The following is a 25,717-nucleotide window of genomic DNA, read 5'->3' as shown; positions in this document are numbered from 1 at the left end:
AGCGGCCTTACAACCGCACCCTGTCGGCCGATACCACCGCCTTAACCTGGCGCAGCGCGCCAAGGATGGTGGCAAGATGCGACACGCTTTCCACTTCGATATCAACGATGTCGGTGTGGAACTCGCGGTCCCGGTGTTTCAGCGCCAGGCCAACGATATTGGCGTTGTGCGCCGCGATGCTGGCCGCCAGACTGGCCAGCGCGCCGGGCTGGTTGTGCACTACAACGGCAATGCGTGCCGCGGCGCCAGCCGTTTCGGCGCCCCATTTCACATCCAGCCATTCGCCGCTTTCATCGGCAAGATGATCGCAATCGATCACGTGCACCGAAATCGGCCCATCGGGGTGGCGGATGCCGACGATGCGATCGCCCGGCACCGGCCGGCAATGATCGCACAGCAGGAAGCCAACGCCCGGTGTCAGCCCCTCGATCGAAATGCTCGCTGCCGCCTTGGCCTTGGCGCCACGCGGCCGGCTCGGGCGGGTCGATGCGCCGGGCACCAGCGCTTCGGCGACCTGATCGTCCGACAGGCGGTTTTCCGCCATCGCCAGTTGCAGGGCGGCGCGATCATGCAGCTTCAGCCGGCCCAGCGCCGGCCCCATGATCTCGTCGTTCAAGGTCACCTTCAGCCGGCCCGCCACGGCGTCAAGCAACTTGGCCCCCATCGCCAGCAATTCCTCGCGGCGCTTGTGGCGGACATGGCGGCGGATGGCGGCGCGGGCCTTGGCGCTGGCCACGAAGGCCTCCCACGCCGGATCGGGCGATTTCACCTTGCCCTTCAATATCTCGACCTGATCACCGTTCACCAGCCGGGTGCGCAGCGGCACGGCGCGGCCGTTCACCTTGGCACCCACGCAACTGTCGCCCAGATTGCTGTGCACGGCATAGGCGAAATCCACCGGGGTGGAGCCGCCGGGCAACTGGTACAGCTCGCCCTTGGGGGTGAACACGAACACCTGATCCTGGAACATCGCCAGCCGGGCATTTTCCAGCAATTCCTCCGGGCTGGCCGCATCCTGCAGCACGTCCAGCAGATCATCGATCCACGGATAGGCCTCGCGTGCCGGGGCGCCGTCGCTGCCCTGCTTGTAGGCCCAGTGCGCGGCGACGCCATATTCGGCTTCCTCGTGCATCAGCCTGGTGCGGATCTGCACTTCGATGCGCGCTGCCTCGCCGCCAACCAGCACCGATGTGTGCAGGGAACGATAGCCATTGGCCTTCGGCGTGGAGATGAAATCCTTGAAGCGGCCAGGCACCATCGGCCAGCGCCCGTGCACGACGCCCAGCGCGCGGTAACAGTCGCTTTCATCATCGAGGATCACCCGGAACGCCATCACGTCGGACAATTGCTCGAAGCTCATCTGCCGTGCCGCCATCTTGCGCCAGATGCTGTAGGGGCGCTTCTCGCGGCCGGTGACGGTGGCGGCGATGCCCTTGGATGTCAGCAGATTGACAAGCGCACTGGTGATGCGGTGGACGTTGGCGCCGGTAGTGTCGCGCAACCGGGCCATGCGCTGGCTGATCATCTGGCTGGCGTCCGGCTCGAGATGGCTGAAGGCCAGCTCCTGCATCTCTTCCATGAAGCCATACATGCCGATGCGCTCGGCCAGCGGCGCATAGATGTCCATCGTCTCGCGGGCGATGCGGCGGCGCTTCTCTTCCTTGCCGATATGGTGCAGCGTGCGCATGTTGTGCAGCCGATCTGCCAGCTTGACCAGCAGCACGCGGATATCGGTGGACATGGCCAGCAGGAACTTGCGCAGATTCTCGGCCTGGCGCTCGCTTTCGGTCTGCGTCTCGATCTTCGACAATTTGGTGACGCCGTCGACCAGCCGGGCCACATCGGGCCCGAACAGCCGCTCGATCTGTTCCTGCGTTGCCACCGTGTCCTCGATGGTGTCGTGCAGGATGGCCGTCGCGATGGTCTTGTCGTCCAGCTTCAGGTCGGTGAGGATGCCGGCGACTTCGACCGGGTGGCTGAAATAGGGGTCACCACTGGCGCGCAGCTGGCTGCCATGTGCTTTCACCGAAAACACATAGGCGCGGTTGAGGAGGTCCTCATCCGCGTCCGGATCATAGGCCTTGACCCGTTCCACCAATTCATACTGGCGCAGCATAGCCGAGTATCTTGGGGGGGATTGGGGGGAGGCGCAAGGGTGAACGGGGGAGGCGCGTGTTTGCGCGGCCGGCGGCGGAGCCGCCGAGTCCGCTGGGGGTCTCAAGGAGGAAGGAAGAAGGAAGAAAGAGCGCGGCAAAGCCGCGCCGTCAGACGACATGAAAAAAGGCGGCTGGAGAGCCGCCTTTTTCAGTCGCTGGCCGGAATTCGCCGAGTCTCGAAATAGCTACGCTATTTCGTGCCGGCTCATTCGTAATCACCACCCATATTCTGATTTCGCGGCGGCTGCGCAGCGGTGATCCGCAGCGCTTCCGCCGACGCTGACAACGACCCGATCACATCGGGCGTGTCATCATCTTCGGCCTGCACGCGCTGCATGCCCTGCACCATGGTTTCCTTCAGATCAGCCGGACGGATCGTCTCTTCAGCAATCTCGCGCAGCGCCACGACCGGGTTCTTGTCGCGGTCGCGATCGATGGTCAGTTCCGAACCCGACGAGATGTTGCGGGCGCGATGGGCCGCCAGCAGCACCAGGTCAAACCGGTTGGGGACCTTGTCAACGCAATCTTCAACAGTGACGCGTGCCATGAAATGGCTCCAGCAATGATGGAATGGGAATGCGGCTCCCTGACGATTCGGGGGCGCAAAGTCAAGGAAATTGCCCCTCCACGATGGTGGCGCGTCTTGACTCTGTGGGCGCACCCCCCTAACGCACCCGCTTCGCATCTGGCCCCGCACCCCGGTGAAGCGGCGGCCCACTCCGGATGTTGCATTGGCAACAGGTCGGTTTGGCGAGACCGGGCAGGCCCGCCAATCCCGGCAGGCCGTTGATAGCAAGGTGAACAATGTCCAAGCGTTCAAACGCCAAGTACAAGCTCGATCGCCGCATGGGCGAGAATATCTGGGGTCGTCCGAAGAGCCCGGTCAACAAGCGTGAATATGGCCCCGGCCAGCATGGCCAGCGCCGCAAGGGCAAGGTCAGCGACTTTGGTCTGCAGCTGCGCGCCAAGCAGAAGCTGAAGGGCTATTACGGCGACGTGACCGAAAAGCAGTTCCGCAAGGTCTATGCCGAAGCCGTCCGCATGAAGGGCGATACCTCGCAGAACCTGATCGGCCTGCTCGAACAGCGCCTCGACATGGTGATCTATCGCGCCAAGTGGGCGCCGACCGTGTTCGCCGCCCGCCAGATCGTCAACCATGGCCATATCTGGGTGAACGGCGTGCGCTGCAACATCGGTTCGGCCCGCATCAAGCCGGGCGACGTGCTGGAGCTGGGCCCGAAGGCCCGCGAGATGGCGCTGGTGCTGGAAGCCCAGGGCCTGTCCGAGCGTGACGTGCCGGAATATGTGTCGGTCGACGGCAACAAGGCCACCTATGTCCGCGTGCCGACGTTGGACGAAGTGCCGTACCCGGTGAAGATGGAACCGAACCTGGTCGTGGAATTCTACAGCCGTTAATGCGGCGCGTGGACAACGCTTGTGCGTTGTCCACCGACTCGCATCGGCTCGGCCAGCGAACGAAAAGGGCGGCTCTCCAGCCGCCCTTTTTGATTCGTCTGACGGCGTGGCTCCGCCACGCACTTCCTTCTTGTCTTCCTCTGCAAACCCAGCGGACTCGGCGGCTTTGCCGCCGGCCGCGCGCGCTTAATATCCCGTTGGCGCCACCGTCCGCCCCAGGAACTTCAGCCGCGTGATCCACGTATGCACTTCCAGCCCCGGCGTGGCGTGGGTGGCGCCGGGATAGACCATCAGGTCAAATGGCTTCCTCGCCCGCTGCAGCGCCGTCATCAGCGCGGTGGAGTTCTCGAATACCACATTGTCATCGGCCATACCGTGGATCAGCAGCAGCGGGTCGGCAATCTTGCCGGCGTCGCCGAGCGCGCCCGATTTCGCATAGACGCCCGGCTCCGTGACCGGGTTGCCGAGGTAACGCTCGGTATAGGCCGTGTCATACAGCTCCCAGCGCGTCACCGGCGCGCCGGCAATGCCGGCGGCAAAGGCGCCCGGCGCGGCTTCCAGCAGCTTCACCACCATGTAACCGCCGTAGGACCAGCCGTTGACCGCGACCTTGCCCGCCCACGGCTGGCTCTTGATCCACTGCAGCGCCTGCAGCTGGTCCTGCACCTCCACCCCGCCCATGGCGCGATAAATCGGCGCTTCGAAGGCCATGCCGCGGTTGTTGCTGCCGCGATTGTCGAGCTGGAACACGGCCCAGCCCTTGCTGACCAGATATTGCTCGATCGGCGCGGTGAACTTGGCGCTCACATTGTGCGCGTGTGGCCCACCATAAACCTGCAGCAGCACCGGGAACGGGCCGGGCCCGGCCGGCTTCAGCAGCCGCCAGTCCATCGCCTGGCCATCGGCAGCGGTGAGCGTGCCGAACTGCGGCTGCACATGCGCTGCCAGATAGGGCGCATAGGGGTGGCTGCCATCGAGGCGGTTCTCCTCGATCCACGCCAGCCGTTTGCCGTGGCTGTCGCCCAGCCACACCTGCGCTGGCTGGCTGGGCGTGGCGCTGGTGACGATCAGGCGCTGGCCGGCATCGTCCATCACCGCTTCGTGCCAGCCACCGGGCGCGGTCAGGCGAACGGGTCTGGCACCGGCCTTGCGGAAATCGAGCGCATAGACGTGCTTTTCCAGGGTCGAATCGGCAAAACCGGTGAACCACAGCCGGCCGCGCTTCTCATCGATGCCGACCAGCTCGTCCATCACCCAGCGTCCGTTGGTCAGTTGCTGCGCGGTGCCGCCAACAAGCCGATAGAGATGGCGATACCCGTCACGCTCGCTGGCCCACAGGATGCTGCCGTCCTTCAGGGGCCGGAAACTGTTGTGGACATTGACCCAGGTCTTCGCGGTTTCGCTGGCCAGCACCCGCGATGCGCCGGTGGCCGGATCGACAGCGAGAATGTCGAGCCGCTGCTGATCGCGCGCCAGCCGCTGCACATAGAGCGTCTTGCCGTCCACCGCCCACGCCACTCGGGCGATGTAGAATTCGCCCTTGTTGTAACCCAGATCGGCAAGCACCTTGCCCGACCCATCCGGGTTCACCAGCCACAGCGACACATCGGCGTTGGCGGTGCCGGCCGCCGGATAGGCCTGGGTGAACAGGCGGGTGCCATCGGCGCCGATGGCGGCGCGCGTGACCTCCTGCACCGGGCCTTCATCGACCCGCGCCACTGCAATCCGGCTGTCATCCGGGGCCCACCAATGGCCATCGAACCGGTCCAGTTCCTCCTGCGCGATGAATTCGGCAACGCCCCAGCTCACCTTGGGTGTGGCTTCGCCAGCCACCTCGCGCGCCGCCCCGCCGGCCAACGCCTGCACGAACAGATGGCCATCGCGCACGAAGCTGGCAAAGCCGCCCTTGGGGCTCAGTTGCGCGTCGGTCTCCGTTTCCGGCGTCTGCGTCAGGCGCGACACGTTGCCATCCAGCCCGGCCACCCACAGATCGCCTTCCACCGGCACCAGCAGGCGCCTTGCGTCTGGCGCCCAGGCATAATCGGTGATGCCCTTCACATCGGCGATGCGCTTGCGCTCGCGGTTCATGCGCTCGGCTTCGGACAGGGCAGCGCCGGAGGAGAGCTTTTCCGAATCGACCAGCATGCGGCTCTGCCCGGTGGCAGTATCCACCGCCCACAGATCAAACCGGTCCTTGTCGCTGGCCCGGCTCTTCAGCAGCGTGGCCAGTCGGCCATCGGGGGAGAGTTTCAACACGCGCGGCCGCGGCCCGCTGAGCGCGGGCGAGGCATACACCCGCTCCAGGGTGAGCGGCTGGGTCGCGGGTTCAGCCAGAGCCGGCAACGAAACAAGCAGCAGGCTGGCCGCAGTGGCGAACTTCATTTCCCTATTCCCCTTCGTGTGCAGCGTGATCGCCGCTGGCACCGGCCGTGGCCCCGTGTGACAATCATGCTTCATTGCCGCACCCTTGCTCCTGCGCCAAGTGCCTGCTAGCAAGAACTTAGCAGCGGTTTTGCCGTTGCACTTTCCCGCGACCATTCGCGCTGCCGCCGCATCTGCTGGCCGGTGTTTCGCGAAGGGGCCGGGGATATGGCGGTTACAGCCTTGCACATTGCAAGCGCAGCCGACCGCCCTTGTTGACCAAAGGCCATGCGGATGAACGGATTGATCGAACTGGCGAAAGGGCAGCGCTTCCAGCGCCGTCTGGCCAGCGGTCAATCTGCCGCGCCAACTGATTTCCATCCCATTTCCCGCATCTGCCGGCACCATCATTCCGATGGGGCCGGCCTGTTCATATCGCGCCGTCCAGAAGCTGCCCGCCTGCCGGGTGCTGAGCCAGGGTCCGGCGCCACGGAGACCATCAATGTCAAATCGCATGCTTATCGACGCCCGCCACCCGGAAGAAACCCGGGTGGCCGTGATCAACGGCCAGCGCATCGAGGAATTTGATTTCGAAGCCGCTGACAAGCGTCAGCTCAAGGGCAATATCTATCTCGCCAAGGTGACCCGCGTTGAACCGTCGCTGCAGGCGGCGTTCGTCGAATATGGCGGCAACCGCCACGGTTTCCTGGCCTTTTCCGAAATCCACCCCGATTACTACCAGATCCCCAAGGAAGATCGCGATGCCCTGCTGCGCGAGGAAGCCGAACTGGCGGCCGAAGACCATGGCCATGATGGCGACGAGGGCGAGGGTGATGACGAGGTGCAGGAAACCGGCGGCCATCACGACGAACCGTCGGATGCGCTGCGCCGCAAGCGCATGGCGCTGCGCCGCCGCTACAAGATCCAGGAAGTCATCCGTCGCCGCCAGGTGATGCTGATCCAGGTGGTGAAGGAAGAACGCGGCTCCAAGGGCGCGGCGCTCACCACCTATCTGTCGCTGGCCGGTCGTTACTGCGTGCTGATGCCCAACACCGCGCACGGCGGCATTTCGCGCAAGATTTCCAACCCGGCCGATCGCAAGCGGCTGAAGCAGGTGATGGCTGATCTGCATCTGCCCAGCGGCATGGGCGCCATCGTGCGCACCGCCGGCCTGAAGCGCAGTGCCGTCGATATCCGCCGCGATTTCGATTATCTCACCCGCCTGTGGGACGAGATCCGCGAAAAGACGCTGGCCAGCCAGGCCCCGGCGCTGATTCACGAAGACAGCGGCCTGATCAAGCGTGCCATCCGCGACGTCTATAACCGCGAGATCGATCAGGTGCTGGTCGAAGGCCGCGAAGGCTTCGAGGCCGCGCACCGCTTCATGTCGATGCTGATGCCAACGCACGCCGCCAAGGTGGTGGAATATGAGGGCAGCGTGCCCCTGTTCCAGCGTTTCGGCGTCGAGGATCAGCTGGAAGCCATGTACCAGCCGGTCGTCCAGCTGAAATCCGGCGGTTATCTGGTGATCAACCCGACCGAGGCGCTGGTGTCGATCGACATCAACTCCGGGCGCTCCACCCGCGAATATGGCATCGAGGAAACCGCCACCAAAACGAACCTTGAGGCCGCGGACGAGATCGGCCGCCAGCTGCGCCTGCGCGACATGGCCGGCCTGGTGGTGATCGATTTCATCGACATGGAAAATGGCTCCAACGTCCGCAAGGTCGAAAAGGCCATGAAGGAGGCGCTGAAGAATGATCGCGCCCGCGTGCAGATCGGCCGCATCTCCAGCTTTGGCCTGATGGAAATGAGCCGGCAGCGCCTGCGCACCGGCATCCTCGAAGCCTCCACCCATGTCTGCCCGATGTGCGAAGGCACTGGCATGGTGCGTTCGGTGTCGTCGGCGGCGCTCGCTGCGCTGCGCGCGCTGGAGGCCGAAGCGCTGCGCGGCCGTCACAGCGATCTGGTGCTGCGCGCCAGCGAGGAAGTGGCGGTCTATCTGCTCAACCGCAAGCGCATCGAACTGGCCGAGCTGGAAGAACTCTATGGCGTGACCATCGTCACCCGCCCGGATGATTCGCTGATCGGCCCCAATTTCGAGATTGATGCCGGCGGCCCGCCGCCATCGAAGAAGGTGGAGATGGTGGCGCTGCCGCCGATCGTGAAGATCGCCGAGGAAAGCGACGCCGACGATGCCGACAGCGATGATGGTGACGACAGCGAAGAAGCCCGTGAAGAGCGCGGCGAGGATGGTCGCCGCCGTGGCCGTGGCCGCCGCCGCCGGGGCCGCGATGGCCGTGGCCGCGACAAGGGTGACGAGCGCACGGAAGAGCGCGGTGACGATCAGGCCGACGATCAGGCCGCCAGCGACGAAGGTGACGATGACGGCGAAGAAGCCGGCAACGAAGCCACCGAAAACACCGAGGGCGGCGAAAATGGTGGCCGGCGCAAGCGTCGCCGTCGCGGCCGTCGCGGCCGTCGCGGCGGTGCCGATCGCCAGCAAGGCGAGGCGGGTGATGAGGCTGCCGAAGCCGCGCCGGCCGCAGCGGAACCAGTGGCGGAAGACACCGCGCCGGCCAAGCCCAAGCGCAGCCGCCGCCGGAAGGGTGATGATGCGCCGGTGATCGAGGCTGAGGCCGACGCAGCCCCGGAAGCGGTGGCCGTCGCGCCGGAACCGGTCGCCGAAGCTGAAGCCGCCAAGCCGAAGCGCAGCCGCCGCAAGAAGGCGGAGGAGGCCCCGGTTGCCGAAGCCGCACCGGAACCGGTTGTCGAAACTGCGCCGGAACCAGTGGCCCCCGCCGAACCCGAACCCGAACTCGCGCCCGCCAAGCCCAAGCGCAGCCGCGCCAGGAAGGTTGACGCCGCTGTGGCCGAACCCGAAGCCGCCAACGATGTGGCATCGGCCGAAGCAGCAGCGCCCGCCGAGCCGGCCGCTCCGGCCCGCAAGGGCTGGTGGCAGCGCACGTTCGGCAATAACTGACCAAAGCCGGTCTAGGCCGCACGAAAGAAAGCCTTGCTCCCCCCTTGCCGCCCGATGCGGCAAAGGGGGCGCATGGATTTTGAACCTCACTCCGCCCGCATCCTGCTGGTCGGCGCCGGCCCCGGCGCTGCCGATCTGCTGACCCTGCGTGCCGTCCGCGCGTTGGCCGCCGCCGATGTCGTGGTCCACGATGGCCTGGTGGGCGATGAAGTGATGGCGCTGATCCCGGCTCACGCCCGCCGCATCTCGGTGGCCAAGCGCCGCGCCCGCCACACGCTGGCTCAGGATGCCATCGGTAATCTGCTGGTGGCCGAAGCCCGCGCCGGCCATACGGTGGTGCGGCTGAAGGGCGGCGATCCGTTCATCTTCGGCCGGGGCGGCGAAGAAGTGGATGCGGCGCTGGCTGCCGGGATCCCGGTGCAGGTGATCCCCGGTATTTCCGCTGCCAATGGTGCCGCCGCCTCCACGCTGATGCCGCTCACCCACCGCGATCATGCCTCGATGGTCAGTTTCGTTGCTGGCGAATGCCGTGGGCTGGCCGAACAGAACTGGGCCGGGCTGGCCGGCAAGGGACGCACGCTGGTGATCTACATGGGCCTGGCCGGTGCCGCGCCGATCGCCGAGAAACTGATGGCCGATGGCCTCGCGCCTGATACGCCGGTCGCCGTCATCGAACGCGCCACCCAGGCGGGTGAACGCCTCGTCACCTCGCTGCTCGCCGATCTGGCCGGGTTGGTCGAGCGTGAAGCCATCGCCTCGCCGGCGCTGATTGTTGTTGGCGATGTCGCTGCCCTGCCGGCGGCGCGCGCCAGGCAGAAGGAAATCGCATGCCTCGTCTCCTGACTGGAAACCGCCTCGAAACCGGCGATGTGCTGTGGTGGACCGGCCGCGACTGGAGCCCGCTGATCCGCGACGCCGTTGCCATCGGCGATGAGGGTGACGCGCTCATCGCCAGTCTGGTCGCTGCCGAACGCATCAACGATCCGGCGCTGATCGACGTCACCGGCACGCCGGGCAACTGGCTGCCCACCACCACCCGGGAACGCGTGCGCGCTTCCGGCCCCAGTGTCCGCGCCGATCTGGCGCGCGGCAGCCTTTCAACGGACGTCATCTGATGTATCGCTACGACCAATATGATCAGGCCATCGTCGATGCCCGCGTCGCCGAGTTCAAGGACCAGGTCGCGCGCCGCCTGCGCGGCGAAATCACCGAGGATCAGTTCAAGCCGCTGCGGCTGATGAACGGCCTCTATCTGCAATTGCACGCCTATATGCTGCGCGTCGCCATCCCCTATGGCACGCTGTCGGGCACGCAGATGCGGATGCTGGCGCATATCGCGCGCAAATATGACCGTGATTACGGCCATTTCACCACGCGCCAGAATATCCAGTACAACTGGATCAAGCTGGAACAGTTCGCCGATCTGCTCGATGATCTGTCGAAGGTGGAAATGCACGCCTTCCAGACCAGCGGCAATTGCATCCGCAACATCAGTTCCGATCAGTTCGCCGGCGCTGCTGCCGATGAAGTCGCCGATCCGCGCCCCTATGCCGAGCTGCTGCGCCAATGGTCGACGCTGCATCCGGAATTTTCCTTCCTGCCGCGCAAGTTCAAGATCGCGGTGATCGCCAGCGACACCGATCGCGCCGCCATCCAGCTGCACGATATCGGCCTGCAACTGCGCCGGAATGACGCCGGCGAACTGGGCTTCCGCGTCTATGTGGGCGGCGGCATGGGGCGCACGCCGGTGATCGGCTCCGTGGTGCGCGACTGGATCCCGGTGGGCCAGTTCCTCAGCTATTCCGAGGCCATATTGCGCGTCTACAACCGCCATGGCCGGCGCGACAATATCTACAAGGCCCGCATCAAGATATTGGTGAACGAGCTTGGCGTCGAAGAATTCACTGCCCAAGTCGAGGCCGAATGGGCCGAACTGGCGCCGCTCGGGCTCGATGCACCGCAGGCCGAGTATGACCGGATCATCGCCCAGTTTGCCCCGCCGGCCTTTGATCTGGCCGCGCCCGACACGCTTGATCTGTCTGATCCCGATTTCGCTGTCTGGGTGAAGCAGAATGTCCACGCCCACAAGGCACCCGGTTATGCCATCGCCACCATCAGCCTGAAGCCGAAGCGCGGCATTCCGGGCGATGCTTCGTCGGCGCAGATGGATGCCGTGGCCGACCTCGCTGAAAAATATGCGCATGATGAAATCCGCGTGACCCACAGCCAGAATCTGGTGCTGGCGCATGTGAAGAAGGCCGATCTTTACGCGCTGTGGCAGGGCCTTGATGCGGTCGGGCTGGCCACGCCCAATCTCGATCTGGTCAGCGATATCATCGCCTGCCCGGGCATGGATTATTGCACGCTGGCCAACGCCCGCTCGATCCCGATCGCCCAGAAGATCGCCGCGAAATTCGAGGATCTCGAAACGCAACGCGATATCGGCGAGCTGAAGATCAAGGTTTCGGGCTGCATCAACGGCTGCGGCCACCACCATGCTGGCCACATCGGAATCCTGGGCGTCGATAAGAAGGGCGAGGAAGCCTATCAGCTGCTGCTCGGCGGCTCCGGCGCGGAAGACACGACGCTGGCCAAGATCCTCGGCCCCGGTTTCGATGAAGACGGCATTGTCGTCGCCGTCGAGAAACTGATTGGCTTCTATCGCGGCGCCCGCAGCGGGCCGCAGGAGCGCTTCCTCGACACTTATCGCCGCCTTGGCCCCGCGCCCTTCAAGGAAGCCGTTTATGGTTGATCATCAGGACCAGCAGGCCGTCGCTGGCGCTGCCTCACCGCCGCTTGACGATGCGCCCGCCCGGCTGCGCTTCCGCAGCGATGCGCCGTTCGAAAGCCCGATCGCGCCGCTGGCGGATTTCCTGGCAGGCGGCAATTTCGCTGCGGTGCGTGTCGATCCGGGCGAGGATGTCCGCACCCTGCTGCCGCATCTCGATCGGCTGAAGCTGGTGGAAATCGCTTTTCCCAAATTCCGTGATGGCCGCGGTTATTCGTCGGCCCGCATCCTGCGCGAGGCGGGATTCGAAGGCGAAATCCGCGCGGCCGGCGATGTGCTGGTCGATCAACTGGGCTTCATGCGCCGGGTCGGTTTCGACAGTTTTGCACCCAACCGCCCGCTCGATCCCGCCGTCGTGGCCGCCACGCTGGCGCGCTTTCCCCATGTCTACATGAAGGCTGCCGACGGGCTGGCGCCGGTGTGGGCGCTACGGCACCAGGCCGGGGCATGATCGAACCGGCGCGCCAGATCGACCTGATCGACACGGCGCCGGCCTTCACGGCAGATGAGGTGGCAGCGCTGAATGCGCGTTTCGCTGGCCACGATACGGCAGCGATGCTCGCGGAATTGCTGACCGGCGAGCTGAAAGGCCGTGTCGCGCTCGTCTCATCGTTCGGGGCGGAATCGGCGGTGCTGCTCGATCTGGTTGCCGCGGTCGATCGCAGCGTGCCGCTGATCTTCATCAACACCCAGAAGATGTTCGGCGAGACGCTCGCCTATCGCGACAGCCTGGCCGAACAACTGGGCTTCACCGATCTGCGTGTCTACCGCCCCGATCCGTATGAACTTGCCCGCCGTGACGACAAGTCGTTGCGCTGGGCCTATGATCCCGATGGCTGCTGCGATCTGCGCAAGGTCGAACCGCTGCGCCGCGCGCTGGCCGGCTTTGACGCGTGGATTTCGGGTCGCAAGGGCTTCCAGGCCGGCCGCGCCGCTCTGCCCAGATTTGAACTCGATGAGGGCCGCCTGAAGATCAACCCACTCGCAGATTGGGACAAAGCCGTCCTCGACGCGCATTTTGCCCTGCGCGAACTCCCCCGCCACCCGCTCGAGGCCGCCGGCTACCCCTCTATCGGCTGCCAGCCCTGCACCAGCCAAGTGCAACCCGGCGAAGACCCCCGCGCCGGCCGCTGGCGCCACTGGGACAAGACCGAATGCGGGATTCACAATCAGCCGGTGTTCTGATGAGGGGCGGTCAGGGCATGGCTCAGGCGTAGTGGCATTGCTGCCTTGCGCGTTCTCGGTGTTGTCGCACCAGATCAGCAGAAAGACTGATGTTTGCGGGAGGGCGAATCTGTTGACCGGCCAGCGGACGGAACAGTGATTGTGTGGCAAGATTGGCCCCGACAAGCAAATCCCGGCTGATCTCCCAGCGAAAGTCATTGTCCAGTGTGATAAGGCCAGCGTCGAAGGCCTTGTCGTGTGTGGCGGCAAGGCACAAACCATTGGCCGGATTGAGCCGGTTATACCTGTCGTCTGCCCAAGGCACGATGTGGCTGGCTACCAACAGGCGGGGTATTGCAATGCCGGTGGCACAGCAGTGGTTGTTGAAATTGCCCAGCACGGCGCGGCGAAAAAATTCCTGTCCAACGCGGCGCTTTTGCAGGGTTTCGATTTCGGTTTCGGAGATTGGCGGTTGAGGAGCGGACTCGGTGGCTTCCACCGCTGTGGTCCAGTCGCTGGTAAATTCGCTCCAAGCCGACCGGTCGGCTACTGAAGCGCCGCTCAATCCCTTTCGGCCAGACTTGACGATTTCAGGATCAATGCTGGCAAAGTTGGAAAGCTTCATTGCAACCGCCGAGGACGTGCGATCGATCCTTGCGGCTAGCGCGATGATTTCCGGATTGCCTTGGTGCAGCCGTCCGAATGGCGTTTCGAAATAAAGCCGCAATGCGAGGAACAGCTGATCACGGGTCCAGTTGTTGGCCATGGCATCAGGCTGCCAGGCCAATCCCTATCCCGCAACGAAAAAGGGCGGCCCGTGGGGCCGCCCTTTTCCGTTTCATCGGCGTCCGTTCCGATGGCGCTGCGCGTCAGAGCTTGGCGCGGATGCCGAGGAAGTAGAAGCGGCCCATGCCGGACACCGGATAAGCCGACGACGCGATGTAGGGCTCGGCGTTGGTCAGGTTGTTGATGCCGCCATAGACGCTGAAGCGGTCGCCGATCACATCCACGTTGAAGCTGAGATTGTGGATCCAGTAATCGGGCGCGAAGCCGGCCGGGCCGAATTCGGTGTTGATCCGCTCGATCTGGACAGCAGCAGCGGCCGCCGTCGACTGCACATACTGCACGTTGTAGCCGAAGGTGAAGGCACCGCGGTTATAGGTGACCGAGCCAACGCCCGACCATTCCGGCACCGACAGTTCGCGCAGCGCCGGGTTGACCAGGTTCGGATCCTGCGGATCGAAGAAGCGGTTCACCTTCTCGGTCCAGTTGCCGTTCACGCCCAGGGTGATGTTGTTCTTGTCCCACAGGGTGAAGCGATAGTTGACCGAGAAATCGATACCCGCCGTTTCGATGCGGCCGAAGTTCAGCTGCGACTGGTTGAGCGTACGGAAGCCGAACAGATTGGGCTGGGTGGCCGAGGTGGCGCCCGGCGTGGTCGGCCCGATGCGTTCGAACAGGCTGCAGAACTGGTTCGGGAAGGTCGAGTTGTCGTAGCAGGTGTTGACAATGTCCTGCGCGGTCACGGTCGCGATCGCGTTGGCGATCTTGATCGAATAATAATCCGCCGACAGCGTCAGGCCCGGCACGAAGCGGGGCTGGATCACCGTGCCGACCGACCAGGTGGTGGCCTTTTCCTCGGTCAGATCGGGATTGCCGCCGATGGTGCCGGTGAAACGACCGGTGAGCGGATCATTGTAGCCGGCCAGGAAGGTGGCCGGATTGGCAATGCCCAGTGCGGTCGCGGCCGCAAGGCAGTTGGCGCGGCGGTTGGCCGTGGCGGTCTGGTTGACCAGGTCGCACGGATCGGCCGGGCGGAAGGTGGCACCCTGCGCCGGATCGAACAGCTCGGTGATGTTCGGGGCGCGGATGGCGCGGGCATAGGTGCCGCGGAAGCGGATATCCGGAATCGGCGCCCAGGTGCCGGTGACATTCCAGGTAAAGGCGCCGCCGATGGTCGAATAATCGGCATAGCGGCCGGCGGCACCCACGGTCAGTTCGTGGAAGAAGGGCATATCCTTCAGGATCGGCACCTTCACTTCGCCGAACACTTCCACCACGTCGAACCGGCCACCGGCATTGCGGGTGCGGTTGGACGGATCGAAGATCAGCTGCTGGTTGTCGGACACGTCACCGATGAACTGGCCCACCAGATTGGCCGGGCCGGTCGACGGGATGATGCCCAGTTCCAGATTGCTGAAAGTGGAGCTGGACTTTTCTTCGCGATATTCCGCGCCAGCGGAGAACTGGATGGCGCCGCCCGGCAGGGTGAGGAAGCCGCCGGTATCGCCGGTGAACAGCGCCGTGACCACCGTCTGTTCAAGACGGAAGCGATCGGTGGTGGGCGTGGTGATCCAGTTCACCGCCGCCTGGCTGATCGAATTGGCACCGCCCAGGATGTTGGCGGGCACGCAGGTGCCATCGCCGGGGCGGAAGGTGAAGAAGCCCGGCGCGATGAACGGGAAGGTTTCCGAACCCGGGTGCGGGGTGGAATCACCGGTGTTGACGCGGCAGACCGGCTGACCGTTGGGGCCGCGCACCACGTCGATGGCGGCGAACAGGCGGTCATACTGAACCGAATTGGCTTGCGTTACCGAGCTATCGGTGCGGCCATAGTTGGCCACGATCTCGTAGCTCAGGTGCGAGGAGAGTTCGCCGCGCAGGCCGGCCACCAGGCGATAGGTCTCGCGGCGGGCGTTCTGCTGGTTGTCACCCAGATCGGTGAAGTCGCGGCTGACGCGCAGGCCGCCGGCATCATCCGATTCCGCCTGCAGGGCGGCCGGGGTGAAGGGGTTTTCCGGGAAGATCAGCAGCGTATCATAGAAAGTGTTGTAGGGGTTGCGGCTGATCGCGGTGTTGCGGGTATATTTCGCATCGATCCACACTTCGGCAGCCGACGAGAATTCATAGCGGGCGCGCAGATTGGCATAGACGCGCTGCGATTCGGGCAGCAGCGACGCGCCGTTCACGCGTTCCGGGGCGCCATCGCCGCCAAACTGGTTCTGGCTGGTGGAAATCACGCCATCCTTGAAGATGCGCACGCCATTGCCGGCGGTGGAGACATAGCAGCCGCCGCCGCCAAAGCCGGTCCAGCCAACATAGGATTCATTGCAATCCTGCACGCCGTTGTTGTTGAGATCGGTGGTGAAGCGGGCAAAGTCACCACGGAAGATGAGGCCGGCATTCGACGAGATGCCAAAGGCCGGCTGACGGCCGATGACGAACAGCGGCGAATTGGCAGCGCGGTCGATCAGGGCCTGTTCGGCGGCAGACGGCGTCACGCCGGGGAACAGCGTCGCAAACTGCGCCGCCGTCGGGATTGCCGGGCCAAAGCTGATGCGGCTGCTGCGCGGACCGGGGCCGCCAACACGATAATAGTTGGCGAAGTTCGGCATGGTGGCCGCATTGATGTCGCCCTGCTGGAAGCGACGGAACGGGTTGCTGTAGGTGGTGCTGTTGTTGCCACGGCCGTTGTCGGCGGTGATCGGGCGGTCGCCCTGCAGCACTTCGCTATCCTTGGTGTAGCCGGCGGCAAACGTGATGTTGCCGCGGCCATCAGCGAAATTCCGGCCCCAGGCGCCTTCGATGCGATAGGTCTGGCCATCGCCGAAATCGGAAATGCCGAACTGGGCGTCGAGGTTGAGGCCTTCGAAATTCTTCTTCAGCACATAGTTGACGACACCGGTGACGGCATCGGCGCCATAGACGGCCGAAGCGCCGCCGGTGAGCACGTCAACGCGCTCGATCAGGGCGTTGGGGATGGTGGACACGTCAACCGTCTGGCTGCCGGCCACACCCGAAACGTGGCGCCAGCCATCAACCAGCACCAGCGTGCGGTTGGCGCCCAGCTGGCGCAGGCTCAGCGTGGCCTGGCCAACGCCACCCGCGCCGCGCTCCAGCGAGTCAGCGACAGTGCCCGATGCCAGCAGCGCCGGGATCTGGCGCAGGGTGGCGGTGGGATCGCTGTTGCCCAGCGCGCGCAGCGCGGCCGAATCAACCGTGGTGATCGGCAGCGGCGCGGTTTCGTTCGGATTGCTGCGCAGGCGCGAACCCGTGACGATCAGTTCTTCAGCAGCCGCTTCAGCGGCAGCGGCCTTCTCCTGCGCCAGCGCGGCGTTGGCGAACGAGGCGGCCAGCACGGAGCCGGCGAGCAGCAGCATCTTCTTGTTCAGCACGATCATTGCCCTTGTTTGACTATTCGACGGCGCACGTTTTGCCCCGGGTCATGGTCAATTCAACAAGGAAATGGTCGCACTGCGTGATGGCAATCACATTGCGCGGTCATTGTTGCGTTACGGCAACATGACGCCGGCGTTATGACTTCATGACAGCTACCGGGCCCTCCGATCAGGTGCCGGCCTGATCGGAGGTGTCGATCCGTCGTTTCAGGCCGCCTTGGGTGCCGCCTCGCGCACGCCGGCATCCACATGGGCTTCGAACTGGGCGAAGTTGGCGATGAACATGCCGACCAGCTTTTGGGCCTGTGCATCGTATGCGGCCTTGTCGGCCCAGGTGTCGCGCGGGTTGAGGATGGTGGGGTCAACGCCGGGCACCGAGACGGGCACGGCGAAACCGAAATTCTGATCGATGCGGAACTCCGCCGCTTTCAGGCTGCCATCGAGTGCGGCGTTGAGCAGCGCACGGGTGGCCTTGATCGGCATGCGGTGGCCGCCAGCCGTCGCGCTGCCGCTGGTCCAGCCGGTGTTGACCAGCCACACGTCCACGCCGCCCTTGGCGATGCGTCCCTTCAACAGATTGCCATAGACCGACGGGTGGCGCGGCATGAACGGCGCACCAAAGCAGGTGGAGAAGGTCGCATCCGGCTCGGTCACGCCAATCTCGGTGCCGGCCACGCGCGCCGTGTAGCCCGACAGGAAGTGATACATGGCCTGATCCGGCGTCAGCCGGGCGATTGGCGGCAGGATGCCGAAGGCGTCCGCCGTCAGCATGATGATGTTGCGCGGCACCGGCCCCATGTTGTCGGCACTGGCGTTGGGGATGAAATCGATCGGATAGGAACCGCGGCTGTTTTCCGCGAGGCTGTTGTCGTCCAGGTCGATCACGCGCGTCGTCGGATCCATCACGACATTTTCCAGCACCGTGCCGAACCGGCGGGTGGTGGCGTAAATCTCGGGCTCGGCTTCGGCGGAAAGGCGGATCATCTTGGCATAGCAGCCGCCTTCGAAATTGAAGACGGCGGTATCCGACCAGCCATGTTCATCATCGCCGATCAGCGTGCGGCTGGCGTCGGCGGAAAGCGTCGTCTTGCCGGTGCCGGACAGGCCGAAGAAGATGGCGGTATCGCCGGCCGGGCCGATGTTGGCCGAGCAGTGCATCGGCATCACGCCCTGCATCGGCAGCAGGTAATTCAGGATGGAGAAGACGCTCTTCTTCATCTCGCCCGCGTAGGCGGTGCCGCCGATCAGGATGGTCTTGCCTTCGAAATCGACCGCAACCACGGTTTCGCTGCGGCAGCCGTGGCGGGCCGGATCGGCCTTGAAGCTGGGCAGATCGATGATGGTATATTCCGGCACGAACGCCGCCAGATCGGCCAGTTCCGGGCGCACCAGCAGGGTGCGGATGAACAGGCTGTGCCAGGCAAATTCGGTGATGACGCGCACCTTGACCCGATATTCGGGCTGCGAACCGCCATAGAGATCCTGCACGAACAGGTCGCTCTTGCCCTTCAGCGCGGTTTCGAAATCGGCCTTGATGGCGGCGAACTGCTCAGGGGTGATGCTCTTGTTCTTGTCCCACCAGATGCTGCCGTCGGTGGCAGCGTCGCGCACGATGAACTTGTCGTTGGCGGAGCGGCCGGTGTGCTTGCCGGTCTTCACCACCAGCGCGCCATGTTCCGACAGCAGGCCTTCGCCACGCTGCACGGCCAGCTCCACCAGCGGGCCGGTCAGCAGATTCCAGTGCAGGGCCGCCGGCGTGGCGAGGCCCTGTTGCGCAAGATCATGGGCGGGCACAATGGTGGACGGCACGGTGAATACTCCCTCATCGCTGGGTCAGCCTTGCTGCCCGATTTTGCACGTCCGCATAGCCCACGCATACGTATTCGTCAAAGAAGCCGGGCCTGCCCACGGCGCATGTCTGCCATGCCCTGTCGTTACCATCAGGCTGGAGGCGGGCCGGGCGGCAGCATGGACTTGCCAGTGCGCCTGCAAGGTTCCAAAAGGCCAAGCGATGGACATCGAAGCCTCGTCCCCCACCATTGCCCTGGTCGATGATGATCGCAACATCCTCACCTCGGTCTCGATTGCGCTGCAGGCCGAAGGCTTTGCGGTGCGGCTCTATTCCGATGGCGATACGGCGCTGAAGGCGCTGATCGAGAATCAGCCCGATCTGGTGGTGCTGGATATCAAGATGCCGCGCATGGACGGCATGGAGGTGCTGCGCCGCCTGCGGGAGAAAGCCCAGGTGCCGGTGATTTTCCTGACCAGCAAGGACACCGAGATCGACGAGGCGCTGGGCCTGGCCATGGGCGCCGATGATTACATCGGCAAGCCATTCAGCCAGCGCCTGCTGATCGAGCGGATCCGCGCCGTGCTGCGGCGCACGGCCAATCGCCGGGTGTCCCCCGAAACCGGCGACGAGGATGTGCCGGCGGCCGATCCCATCGTGCGTGGCCGCCTGACCATGGACCCGGCGCGTCACCGCGTGTTCTGGGATGCCGGCGAAGGCCGGCGCGGCGACGTGGCGCTGACCGTGACCGAATTCATGATCCTCGAAACGCTGGCGGCCCGTCCCGGTTTCGTCAAATCGCGCGACCAGTTGATGGACGCGGCCTATTCCCATGATGTCTATGTCGATGATCGCACCATCGACAGCCACATCAAGCGCCTCAGGAAGAAGTTCCGCGCTGTCGATCACCAGTTCAAGGCCATCGAGACGCTGTATGGCGTCGGCTACCGCTTCAACGAGGAGTGAGCCCCGCGTGAAGGCCGAAGAGGCCGTGCAGGAATGGCGCCGCGGCCTCGGCTTCGGCTCCCTGCGCGCCCGCATCTTTGCAGTGAACCTGCTGGCGGTGATCGTGCTGGCGATCATGCTGCTCTATCTGGATACGGTGCGCTCGCGCCTGCTCGATGAACGCACCGCCAGCCTGGCCAATGAAGCCATCACCGTGTCGCGGCTGGTGGCCGACGTGCCAGAGGCGATGCGAGCCGGCAGTGTCACCCGGCTCGGCATGGAACGCGGCACCCGCGTGCGGCTCTATGCCGACGATGGCACACGGCTGGCCGACAATTGGCAGAGCCCGCGCAATCCGCGCTTCGTGATCGAGGATCCGGCGGCCTATGGCTGGCGCCGGGCGTCGGCCAAGGCGATCGATCGCGGGCTGGATGCCGTGCTGGGGTTCCGCACGCTCAGCGCCTATGTCGAACCTGCGGTCGATACAGCCAGTGTCTGGCCCGAGCTGGCCCGCAGCGCCAGCGCGGCCCGCCCGGTCACCGAATTGCGGCGGGCCAGCGATGGCAGCCTGATCGTCAACGCGGCGACGCAGGTTCCCGGTGTCGGCACCGTGCTGCTCACCGATTCGGCCGACGATCTGGCCGACATCCTGCGGCGCGAACGCCTGACTTCGGCCTGGCTGCTGCTCAGCGTCATGGCGCTCACGCTGGGCCTGTCGCTGTATCTGGCCCGCACCATCGTGCGCCCCCTGCGCCTGTTGGCGATCGCCGCGCACCGGGTGCGGCTGGGCCGCAGCCGCGAAGTGGTGGTGCCGCGCCTGCCGGAACGCAAGGACGAGATTGGCGCCCTGGCCCGCGCCATTTCCGACATGTCGACCGCGCTGCGTCGCCAGATCGACGCGACCGAGGCCTTTGCCGCCGATGTCGCCCATGAATTGAAGAACCCGCTCGCCTCCCTGCGCTCCGCCGTCGAAGTGCTGGAACGCGTCGAACAGCCCGATCTGCGCGCGCAATTGCTTGGCGTGATCCGTGACGATGTTGGCCGCATCGATCGGTTGATCACCGATATCGCCGATGCCAGCCGGCTGGATGCCGAACTGTCGCGCACCGGGTTTCAGCCCATCGATATCGGCGCGCTGTGTGACGGCCTGGTGGCGGCCTATGGCATTTCGGTGCCGGCGCGCGGCGTGACGGTGGTGCGCAGGGGCGCATCCCAGCCCGTGCTGATCGAAGGCGATGCCAGCCGGCTGGCGCAGGTGCTGAGGAACCTGATCGACAATGCCATCAGCTTCTCGCCCGATGGCGGCGAGGTGGCGCTGGCGCTGCAGTGCGCTGGCGCCGAGGTCGAACTGCTGGTCAGCGATCAGGGCCCCGGCGTGCCGCCCGCCAACCGTCGTGACATCTTCCGCCGCTTCTATTCGGAGCGGCCGGCCGGCGAGGATTTCGGCCGGCATTCGGGTCTGGGTCTCTCCATCGCGGGCGCCATCGTGGCGGCGCATGGCGGCCAGATCGTGGTGGAGGATGTGCCGGGCGGCGGCGCCCTGTTCCGCGTGGTTCTGCCGGCGGCCTGAGGTGGAAACGCTGCACGCCACTGCCGTTGCGCTTGATGGACGGGCGGTGCTGCTGCTCGGCAAGTCTGGTGCCGGCAAATCCGATCTGGCGCTGCGGTTGGTGGCAGCGGGCTGGCGGTTGGTGGCGGATGATCAGGTGGTGGTCACGGTTGATGGCGACCGGCTGATTGCGTCCGCGCCGCCGCGTCTGGCCGGCCTGATGGAAGTGCGCGGCGTGGGCATCGTGCCGGAACCCACGGCGCCCGCCCCGATTGCACTGGCGCTTGATCTGGCCGCCGCGCCTGATCGGCTGCCAGATCCCGATCACCTGCAACTGGCCGGGCAGACAGTGCCGCGGCTCGCATTTGATCCGTTCGGGGAATCAGCGCCGCAACGTGCCGCATGGGCCCTGGGTCGCCATGGCTTGGCAATGCACGGGCTTCCCGGCACTAGGGACGCGATGAATCCGCCGATCCTGATCATTTCCGGCCTGTCCGGTGCCGGCAAGTCCACCGTGCTGCGCGCCCTGGAAGACGCCGGGCACGAGGTGGTGGACAATCTGCCGCTCACCCTGCTCGATGCGCTGATCGCCGGCGCCGAAGGCCGCCCGCTGGCGCTGGGCATTGATACCCGCACCCGCGCCTTTGATGCCGCCGCACTGGGTGCGCGCGTTGCCGCCCTGAAAGATGCCGGCCGCGAGGCAAAGCTCATCCTGCTCGAATGCGGTGATGATGTGCTGATCCGGCGCTTTTCCGAAACCCGCCGCCGCCATCCGCTGGCGCTTGATCGCCCGGCCATCGATGGCATCCGCGCCGAACGCGAACTGCTGGCGCCGCTGCAGCGCTGGGCCGATCTGGTGATCGACACTACCGAATTGTCGGTTACCGATCTGCGCGCCCGCATCGCCGAACGTTTTGGCGGCGGCTTCTCGCCGGGCCTGACCGTCACCATCCTCAGCTTCGGCTTTTCTGCTGGCCTGCCGCGCGACGCCGATCTGGTGTTCGACATGCGGTTCCTCAGTAATCCGCACTGGGATATCGCGCTGCGGCCCCTGACCGGCGAGGATGACCGCGTCGCCGCCCATGTCGCCGCCGATCCGCTTTATGCCCCGACGCTGGACAAGATCGATGATCTCGTGCGCACCCTGCTCCCCGGCTATGCGCGCGAGGGTAAGGCCTATCTCACCATCGCCATTGGCTGCACCGGCGGCCGCCATCGCAGCGTGGCGGTGGCGCGGGCGCTGGCGGCGCGGCTGGAGTCTTCCGGGCAGAGTGTCGCTCTCGTGCATCGGGATATCGCGAAACAGGCCGGGGATGCCGCCGTGGTGGCAGGCTCCCCATTGACAGACTCGGCCAAAGCGCGCGACGGCGGCGAACGATGATCGGACTTGTCTTGGTAACGCATGGCCGTCTGGCGGCTGAATTCGTGGCAGCGATGGAGCATGTCGTCGGCCCCCAGCTTTGTCTGGAGCCAATCTGCATCGCTGCTGATGATGATATGGAACTGCGCCGCGCCGATATCGCGGCGGCGGTCGCCCGCTGCAACGAAGGCCAGGGCGTGATCATCCTCACCGACATGTTTGGCGGCACCCCGTCCAACCTCGCCATCTCGCTGCTTGGGCCGCAGGTGGAAGTGATTGCCGGCGTGAACCTGCCGATGCTGATCAAGTTGGCCAGCGTGCGCAAGACCGGCACGGTGGAAGCCGCCGTGCAGGCCGCGCAGGACGCGGGTCGCAAATATATCGCGGTGGCCAGCCGCATGCTGGGCGAGGCCGCTTGAGCGAGACGGCTGGCCCCCCAACTGCTGGTCCTGTTCTGGTCCCGATCACCAACCGGCGCGGGCTGCATGCACGCGCCAGTGCCAAGTTCGTCACTGTCGCTTCCAGCTTCGATGCGGAAGTAACGGTGAGCCATGATGGTTCGTCCGTTACGGGCACGTCGATCATGGGCCTGATGATGCTCGCCGCCGCCATGGGCGACAGCATCACCATCAGCGCCAGCGGCCCGGAAGCGGAAGCCGCCGTATCGAAACTGGCCGGGCTGGTGCTGGACAAGTTCGGCGAGGATTGACCGACTGCGCGTTCGGGTCTCTTCTTCCCCGATGCGCCATCTCCTCCTCGCTACCGCCCTTCTCGCCGCCCCGGCGCTTGCCAAGCCCGACGCCGACACGCGCGCCTGGCTGGCGCGCACCGCCGAACTCAGCAGCGACGCGATGGAGGGCCGCGATGCCGGCAGCCCCGGCCACGCCCGTGCCATTGCGCTGGTGGAAGGTTGGTTCAAGGCGGCAAAATTGCAACCGGCCGGCGAAAACGGCCAATTTCGCCAGCGGGTGCCGCTGCACGAGGTTGCGGTGACGGCAGCGGAGATGCGGGTGGTGCAGCCCGATGGCAGCACCGCGCCGCTGAAATTCCTGCACGACATCACGCCGCGTCCGGCCACCGATCTGCCGGCTATGCTTGCCGGGCCGATGCGCTTTGCCGGCTATTGCAGCAAGGCCGAGGCTGGCCCGGAACTGAAGGGCAAGATCGCCCTGTGCTTCGGCAGCCGCCGTGCCGGGCGGGCGAACGCCGACGAGCGGCTGGCGGCGGTGAAAGCGGCCGGTGCGGTGGCGCTGCTCACCATCGATGATGTCGGCTTCACGCTGGAACCGCCGCGCTGGCCCGATGCCTATGCCCGTGCGCTGGCGCACGAGGGCACGGCGTTGCCTTCCGGCCTGCCGCAGTTCCGGGTGAACGGCGCGGCGCTGGCGACGTTGATCGCCGGCACTGGCCGGCTGGCGGCGACGCTGCTGACCGAAGCCACTTATCACCGCGATCTTGAACCCTTCGATCTGCCCGGTCGGTTCGAAGCATCGCTGACGATGGAGCAGCGCCGCTTCCGATCGGAACAGTTGATCGGCCTGCTGCCCGGCACCGACAAGACGAAGGCGCAGGAGGTGATCCTGCTCGGCGCCCATATCGATGGCTATGGCTTTGGCGAGCCGGTGGACGGGGACAGGCTCTACAACGGCACGCTCGATGATGCCGGCTATGTGGCGCTGCTCGGCCAGCTGGCGGCACGCCGCAAGGGCAAGGGCTTTGCCCGCCCGGTGCTGTTCGCGGCGTGGACGGCGGAGGAAAAGGGCCTGCTCGGCGCGCGCTGGTGGCTGCAGCACCCGACCGTGCCGAAGGAACAATTGGTGGGCGTGATCAATCTTGATCAGCTGCGGCCGCTGTTCCCGCTGAAGGCGCTCACCCTGCACGGGCTGGGCCAGAACACGCTGGCGGATACGGCGAAATCGGTGGCGGAGACCCTGAAAATCCAGATCCGCCCCGACCGCGAACCCGAGCGCAACCTGATCCGCCGCGTCGATAGCTGGCCGTTCATGGAAGCCGGCATCCCGGCGGTGAACTTCATCTTCGCCTACAACCCGCGCACCGAGGAAGAGCGCATCTACCGCGATTGGTACCAGCGTCGCTACCACCGCCCGCAGGATGACATCTCGACGCCAATGGATCTTGATGCAGCGCGGGATTTCAACCGGTTTTTCTACACGCTGGTGGAGACGGCGGCGAATGCCGTGGAGAAGCCGGCAATGAAGGCGACAATGGCGCGGTAAACTCAGCTGCCGAAGGTGTAGATCGCCAGCTCTGCGCCGTCGGCAAACCCCATCGCCTTGTAGACCGGGCGGCCGGCAGCAGTGGCGTGGAGCCAGATGCGGCGGTGGCCGCCCGCCGCTTGCGCTTCGGCGATGGCGCGGCGCATGGCGGCTTCGGCATAACCGCGGCCATGCAGATCGGGCAGGGTTGCCACCATGGCGATGTAGATCATGTCACCGGTGATGAAACTCAACGTGCTGGTAACGGCGGTGTCGCCATCATAGCCGACGATGCCATAGGCCTGCCCCGACCAGTCTGGAATCACGCCTGTCACGGCCATGGCTTCGGGTGGGATGCCGTAGGCAGCGGCGTTGATGATGCCGATATCGAGCGCTGTCGTCCGGTCGGCCGCGACGCGGAAATCCAGCGGCGGCGCCGGGCGGCGCGGCAGCAGCACGCTGTCGGCGCACATGCCCCACATCTTCATGTAGAAGACCATCTTGTGCTCGGTGAGCACCTCCTCAGCGCCGGTTGGCAGCCATTCCGGGCAGATGGAGAGCATGGCGTCGTGCGGACACCGGGCTTCAAACTGGCGGGCTTCGCGCAGCGTCTCGTGCAGGGCCGCCAGGTCGCCGACCGGGCGATCGATCGTCAGCATGTTGAAAAAGGCGCAATCCGTTTGCGACAGCGACACGGCGAGCGACGGCGTGCGGGTGTGGAGATGGCCGGGATATTGCCCCGTCATATAGTCCCAGGCGTCAACAAGGCTGCTGACGACCTCGGTGGTCGCTGGTGTCATGGCCTCCCCCCC

General features: G+C 65.3%; 20 protein-coding genes. 13 read left to right on the top strand and 7 right to left on the bottom strand.

Annotation, left to right across the window (positions count from 1 at the left end; translation table 11 throughout):
- Nucleotides 1–7: 7 nt before the first annotated feature.
- Together D619_RS0107990 and rpoZ are read right to left on the bottom strand one after the other, a co-directional pair.
- Complete coding sequence (locus tag D619_RS0107990; RefSeq protein WP_017668058.1) at nt 8–2,116, bottom strand: bifunctional (p)ppGpp synthetase/guanosine-3',5'-bis(diphosphate) 3'-pyrophosphohydrolase; 2,109 nt, start codon at nt 2,114–2,116, stop codon at nt 8–10.
- A gap of 245 nt (nt 2,117–2,361) precedes the next feature.
- Nucleotides 2,362–2,703, bottom strand: coding sequence for a DNA-directed RNA polymerase subunit omega (rpoZ, locus tag D619_RS0107985; RefSeq protein WP_017668057.1), 342 nt, complete (start codon nt 2,701–2,703; stop codon nt 2,362–2,364).
- A 257-nt stretch (nt 2,704–2,960) separates the two neighbouring features.
- On the opposite strand from rpoZ, the gene rpsD reads away from it, so the two are divergent.
- Nucleotides 2,961–3,572 (top strand): 30S ribosomal protein S4, encoded by a 612-nt coding sequence (rpsD, locus tag D619_RS0107980; protein WP_017668056.1) that lies wholly within the window; start codon nt 2,961–2,963, stop codon nt 3,570–3,572.
- A 186-nt stretch (nt 3,573–3,758) separates the two neighbouring features.
- Here the strand turns inward: rpsD and D619_RS0107975 are convergent, their stop codons facing one another.
- Nucleotides 3,759–5,954 (bottom strand): DPP IV N-terminal domain-containing protein, encoded by a 2,196-nt coding sequence (locus D619_RS0107975; RefSeq protein WP_017668055.1) that lies wholly within the window; start codon nt 5,952–5,954, stop codon nt 3,759–3,761.
- Nucleotides 5,955–6,435: 481 nt separating this feature from the next.
- On the opposite strand from D619_RS0107975, the gene D619_RS0107970 reads away from it, so the two are divergent.
- The 6 genes from D619_RS0107970 (at nt 6,436) to D619_RS0107945 (ending at nt 12,889) form a co-directional block, all read left to right on the top strand.
- Nucleotides 6,436–8,916 (top strand): Rne/Rng family ribonuclease, encoded by a 2,481-nt coding sequence (locus tag D619_RS0107970; RefSeq protein WP_193743272.1) that lies wholly within the window; start codon nt 6,436–6,438, stop codon nt 8,914–8,916.
- A 72-nt stretch (nt 8,917–8,988) separates the two neighbouring features.
- Nucleotides 8,989–9,759: a uroporphyrinogen-III C-methyltransferase gene (cobA, locus tag D619_RS0107965; RefSeq protein WP_017668053.1), complete on the top strand. Its 771-nt coding sequence runs from the start codon at nt 8,989–8,991 to the stop codon at nt 9,757–9,759.
- Nucleotides 9,744–10,031, top strand: a complete 288-nt coding sequence (locus D619_RS0107960; protein WP_017668052.1) for a DUF2849 domain-containing protein — start codon at nt 9,744–9,746, stop codon at nt 10,029–10,031. The genes cobA and D619_RS0107960 overlap by 16 nt, the downstream gene beginning before the upstream one ends.
- Nucleotides 10,031–11,668 carry a nitrite/sulfite reductase gene (locus tag D619_RS0107955; protein WP_017668051.1) on the top strand — a complete coding sequence of 546 codons (1,638 nt, stop codon included), beginning with the start codon at nt 10,031–10,033 and terminating at the stop codon, nt 11,666–11,668. The genes D619_RS0107960 and D619_RS0107955 overlap by 1 nt, the downstream gene beginning before the upstream one ends.
- Complete coding sequence (locus tag D619_RS0107950) at nt 11,661–12,155, top strand: DUF934 domain-containing protein (RefSeq protein ID WP_017668050.1); 495 nt, start codon at nt 11,661–11,663, stop codon at nt 12,153–12,155. Before D619_RS0107955 ends, D619_RS0107950 begins: the two co-directional genes overlap by 8 nt.
- A complete protein-coding gene (locus D619_RS0107945) occupies nt 12,152–12,889 on the top strand; it encodes a phosphoadenylyl-sulfate reductase (RefSeq protein WP_017668049.1) in 738 nt (245 codons plus the stop codon). Before D619_RS0107950 ends, D619_RS0107945 begins: the two co-directional genes overlap by 4 nt.
- Before the next feature lie 22 nt (nt 12,890–12,911).
- Here the strand turns inward: D619_RS0107945 and D619_RS16065 are convergent, their stop codons facing one another.
- The 3 genes from D619_RS16065 to D619_RS0107930 form a co-directional block, all read right to left on the bottom strand.
- Complete coding sequence (locus tag D619_RS16065; RefSeq protein WP_017668048.1) at nt 12,912–13,634, bottom strand: HNH endonuclease; 723 nt, start codon at nt 13,632–13,634, stop codon at nt 12,912–12,914.
- Between the two features lie 103 nt (nt 13,635–13,737).
- Complete coding sequence (locus tag D619_RS0107935; RefSeq protein ID WP_017668047.1) at nt 13,738–17,049, bottom strand: TonB-dependent receptor; 3,312 nt, start codon at nt 17,047–17,049, stop codon at nt 13,738–13,740.
- 204 nt (nt 17,050–17,253) lie between these two features.
- A complete protein-coding gene (locus D619_RS0107930) occupies nt 17,254–18,855 on the bottom strand; it encodes a phosphoenolpyruvate carboxykinase (protein ID WP_017668046.1) in 1,602 nt (533 codons plus the stop codon).
- A 202-nt stretch (nt 18,856–19,057) separates the two neighbouring features.
- Here D619_RS0107930 and D619_RS0107925 point away from each other — a divergent pair, with 202 nt between their 5' ends.
- From D619_RS0107925 to D619_RS0107900, 6 genes are read left to right on the top strand one after another with little or no spacing between them, the layout of a single operon-like run.
- Nucleotides 19,058–19,801, top strand: a complete 744-nt coding sequence (locus D619_RS0107925) for a response regulator transcription factor (RefSeq protein WP_017668045.1) — start codon at nt 19,058–19,060, stop codon at nt 19,799–19,801.
- A 7-nt stretch (nt 19,802–19,808) separates the two neighbouring features.
- Nucleotides 19,809–21,350 carry a HAMP domain-containing histidine kinase gene (locus D619_RS0107920; protein ID WP_017668044.1) on the top strand — a complete coding sequence of 514 codons (1,542 nt, stop codon included), beginning with the start codon at nt 19,809–19,811 and terminating at the stop codon, nt 21,348–21,350.
- A 1-nt stretch (nt 21,351) separates the two neighbouring features.
- A complete protein-coding gene (gene rapZ / locus D619_RS0107915; protein ID WP_193743271.1) occupies nt 21,352–22,710 on the top strand; it encodes an RNase adapter RapZ in 1,359 nt (452 codons plus the stop codon).
- The gene (locus D619_RS0107910) at nt 22,707–23,108 is read left to right on the top strand and encodes a PTS sugar transporter subunit IIA (protein WP_017668042.1); all 402 of its coding nucleotides are present in this window, start codon (nt 22,707–22,709) and stop codon (nt 23,106–23,108) included. The genes rapZ and D619_RS0107910 overlap by 4 nt, the downstream gene beginning before the upstream one ends.
- Nucleotides 23,105–23,398, top strand: coding sequence for an HPr family phosphocarrier protein (locus D619_RS0107905; protein WP_243442619.1), 294 nt, complete (start codon nt 23,105–23,107; stop codon nt 23,396–23,398). Before D619_RS0107910 ends, D619_RS0107905 begins: the two co-directional genes overlap by 4 nt.
- A 31-nt stretch (nt 23,399–23,429) precedes the next feature.
- Nucleotides 23,430–24,926: a M28 family peptidase gene (locus tag D619_RS0107900; protein WP_017668040.1), complete on the top strand. Its 1,497-nt coding sequence runs from the start codon at nt 23,430–23,432 to the stop codon at nt 24,924–24,926.
- A gap of 2 nt (nt 24,927–24,928) precedes the next feature.
- Here D619_RS0107900 and D619_RS17245 read toward each other — a convergent pair whose 3' ends face one another.
- A complete protein-coding gene (locus D619_RS17245; protein WP_017668039.1) occupies nt 24,929–25,705 on the bottom strand; it encodes a GNAT family N-acetyltransferase in 777 nt (258 codons plus the stop codon).
- Nucleotides 25,706–25,717: the final 12 nt, after the last annotated feature.

The sequence above is a fragment of the Sandarakinorhabdus sp. AAP62 genome (assembly GCF_000331225.1).
In the GTDB taxonomy this organism is placed as follows: Bacteria; Pseudomonadota; Alphaproteobacteria; order Sphingomonadales; family Sphingomonadaceae; genus Sandarakinorhabdus.
This window is presented reverse-complemented; position numbering and strand designations above follow the sequence as displayed.

Coding starts and splice junctions, on each gene's coding strand:
- D619_RS16065 (WP_017668048.1), bottom strand. CDS start 13,634: ATGGCCAACAACTGGACCCGTGATCAGCTGTTCCTCGCATTGCGGCTT.
- D619_RS0107960 (WP_017668052.1), top strand. CDS start 9,744: ATGCCTCGTCTCCTGACTGGAAACCGCCTCGAAACCGGCGATGTGCTG.
- D619_RS0107945 (WP_017668049.1), top strand. CDS start 12,152: ATGATCGAACCGGCGCGCCAGATCGACCTGATCGACACGGCGCCGGCC.
- D619_RS0107990 (WP_017668058.1), bottom strand. CDS start 2,116: ATGCTGCGCCAGTATGAATTGGTGGAACGGGTCAAGGCCTATGATCCG.
- D619_RS0107925 (WP_017668045.1), top strand. CDS start 19,058: ATGGACATCGAAGCCTCGTCCCCCACCATTGCCCTGGTCGATGATGAT.
- D619_RS0107975 (WP_017668055.1), bottom strand. CDS start 5,954: ATGAAGTTCGCCACTGCGGCCAGCCTGCTGCTTGTTTCGTTGCCGGCT.
- D619_RS0107900 (WP_017668040.1), top strand. CDS start 23,430: ATGCGCCATCTCCTCCTCGCTACCGCCCTTCTCGCCGCCCCGGCGCTT.
- D619_RS0107950 (WP_017668050.1), top strand. CDS start 11,661: ATGGTTGATCATCAGGACCAGCAGGCCGTCGCTGGCGCTGCCTCACCG.
- D619_RS17245 (WP_017668039.1), bottom strand. CDS start 25,705: ATGACACCAGCGACCACCGAGGTCGTCAGCAGCCTTGTTGACGCCTGG.
- rpsD (WP_017668056.1), top strand. CDS start 2,961: ATGTCCAAGCGTTCAAACGCCAAGTACAAGCTCGATCGCCGCATGGGC.
- cobA (WP_017668053.1), top strand. CDS start 8,989: ATGGATTTTGAACCTCACTCCGCCCGCATCCTGCTGGTCGGCGCCGGC.
- rpoZ (WP_017668057.1), bottom strand. CDS start 2,703: ATGGCACGCGTCACTGTTGAAGATTGCGTTGACAAGGTCCCCAACCGG.
- D619_RS0107910 (WP_017668042.1), top strand. CDS start 22,707: ATGATCGGACTTGTCTTGGTAACGCATGGCCGTCTGGCGGCTGAATTC.
- D619_RS0107935 (WP_017668047.1), bottom strand. CDS start 17,049: ATGATCGTGCTGAACAAGAAGATGCTGCTGCTCGCCGGCTCCGTGCTG.
- D619_RS0107970 (WP_193743272.1), top strand. CDS start 6,436: ATGTCAAATCGCATGCTTATCGACGCCCGCCACCCGGAAGAAACCCGG.
- D619_RS0107955 (WP_017668051.1), top strand. CDS start 10,031: ATGTATCGCTACGACCAATATGATCAGGCCATCGTCGATGCCCGCGTC.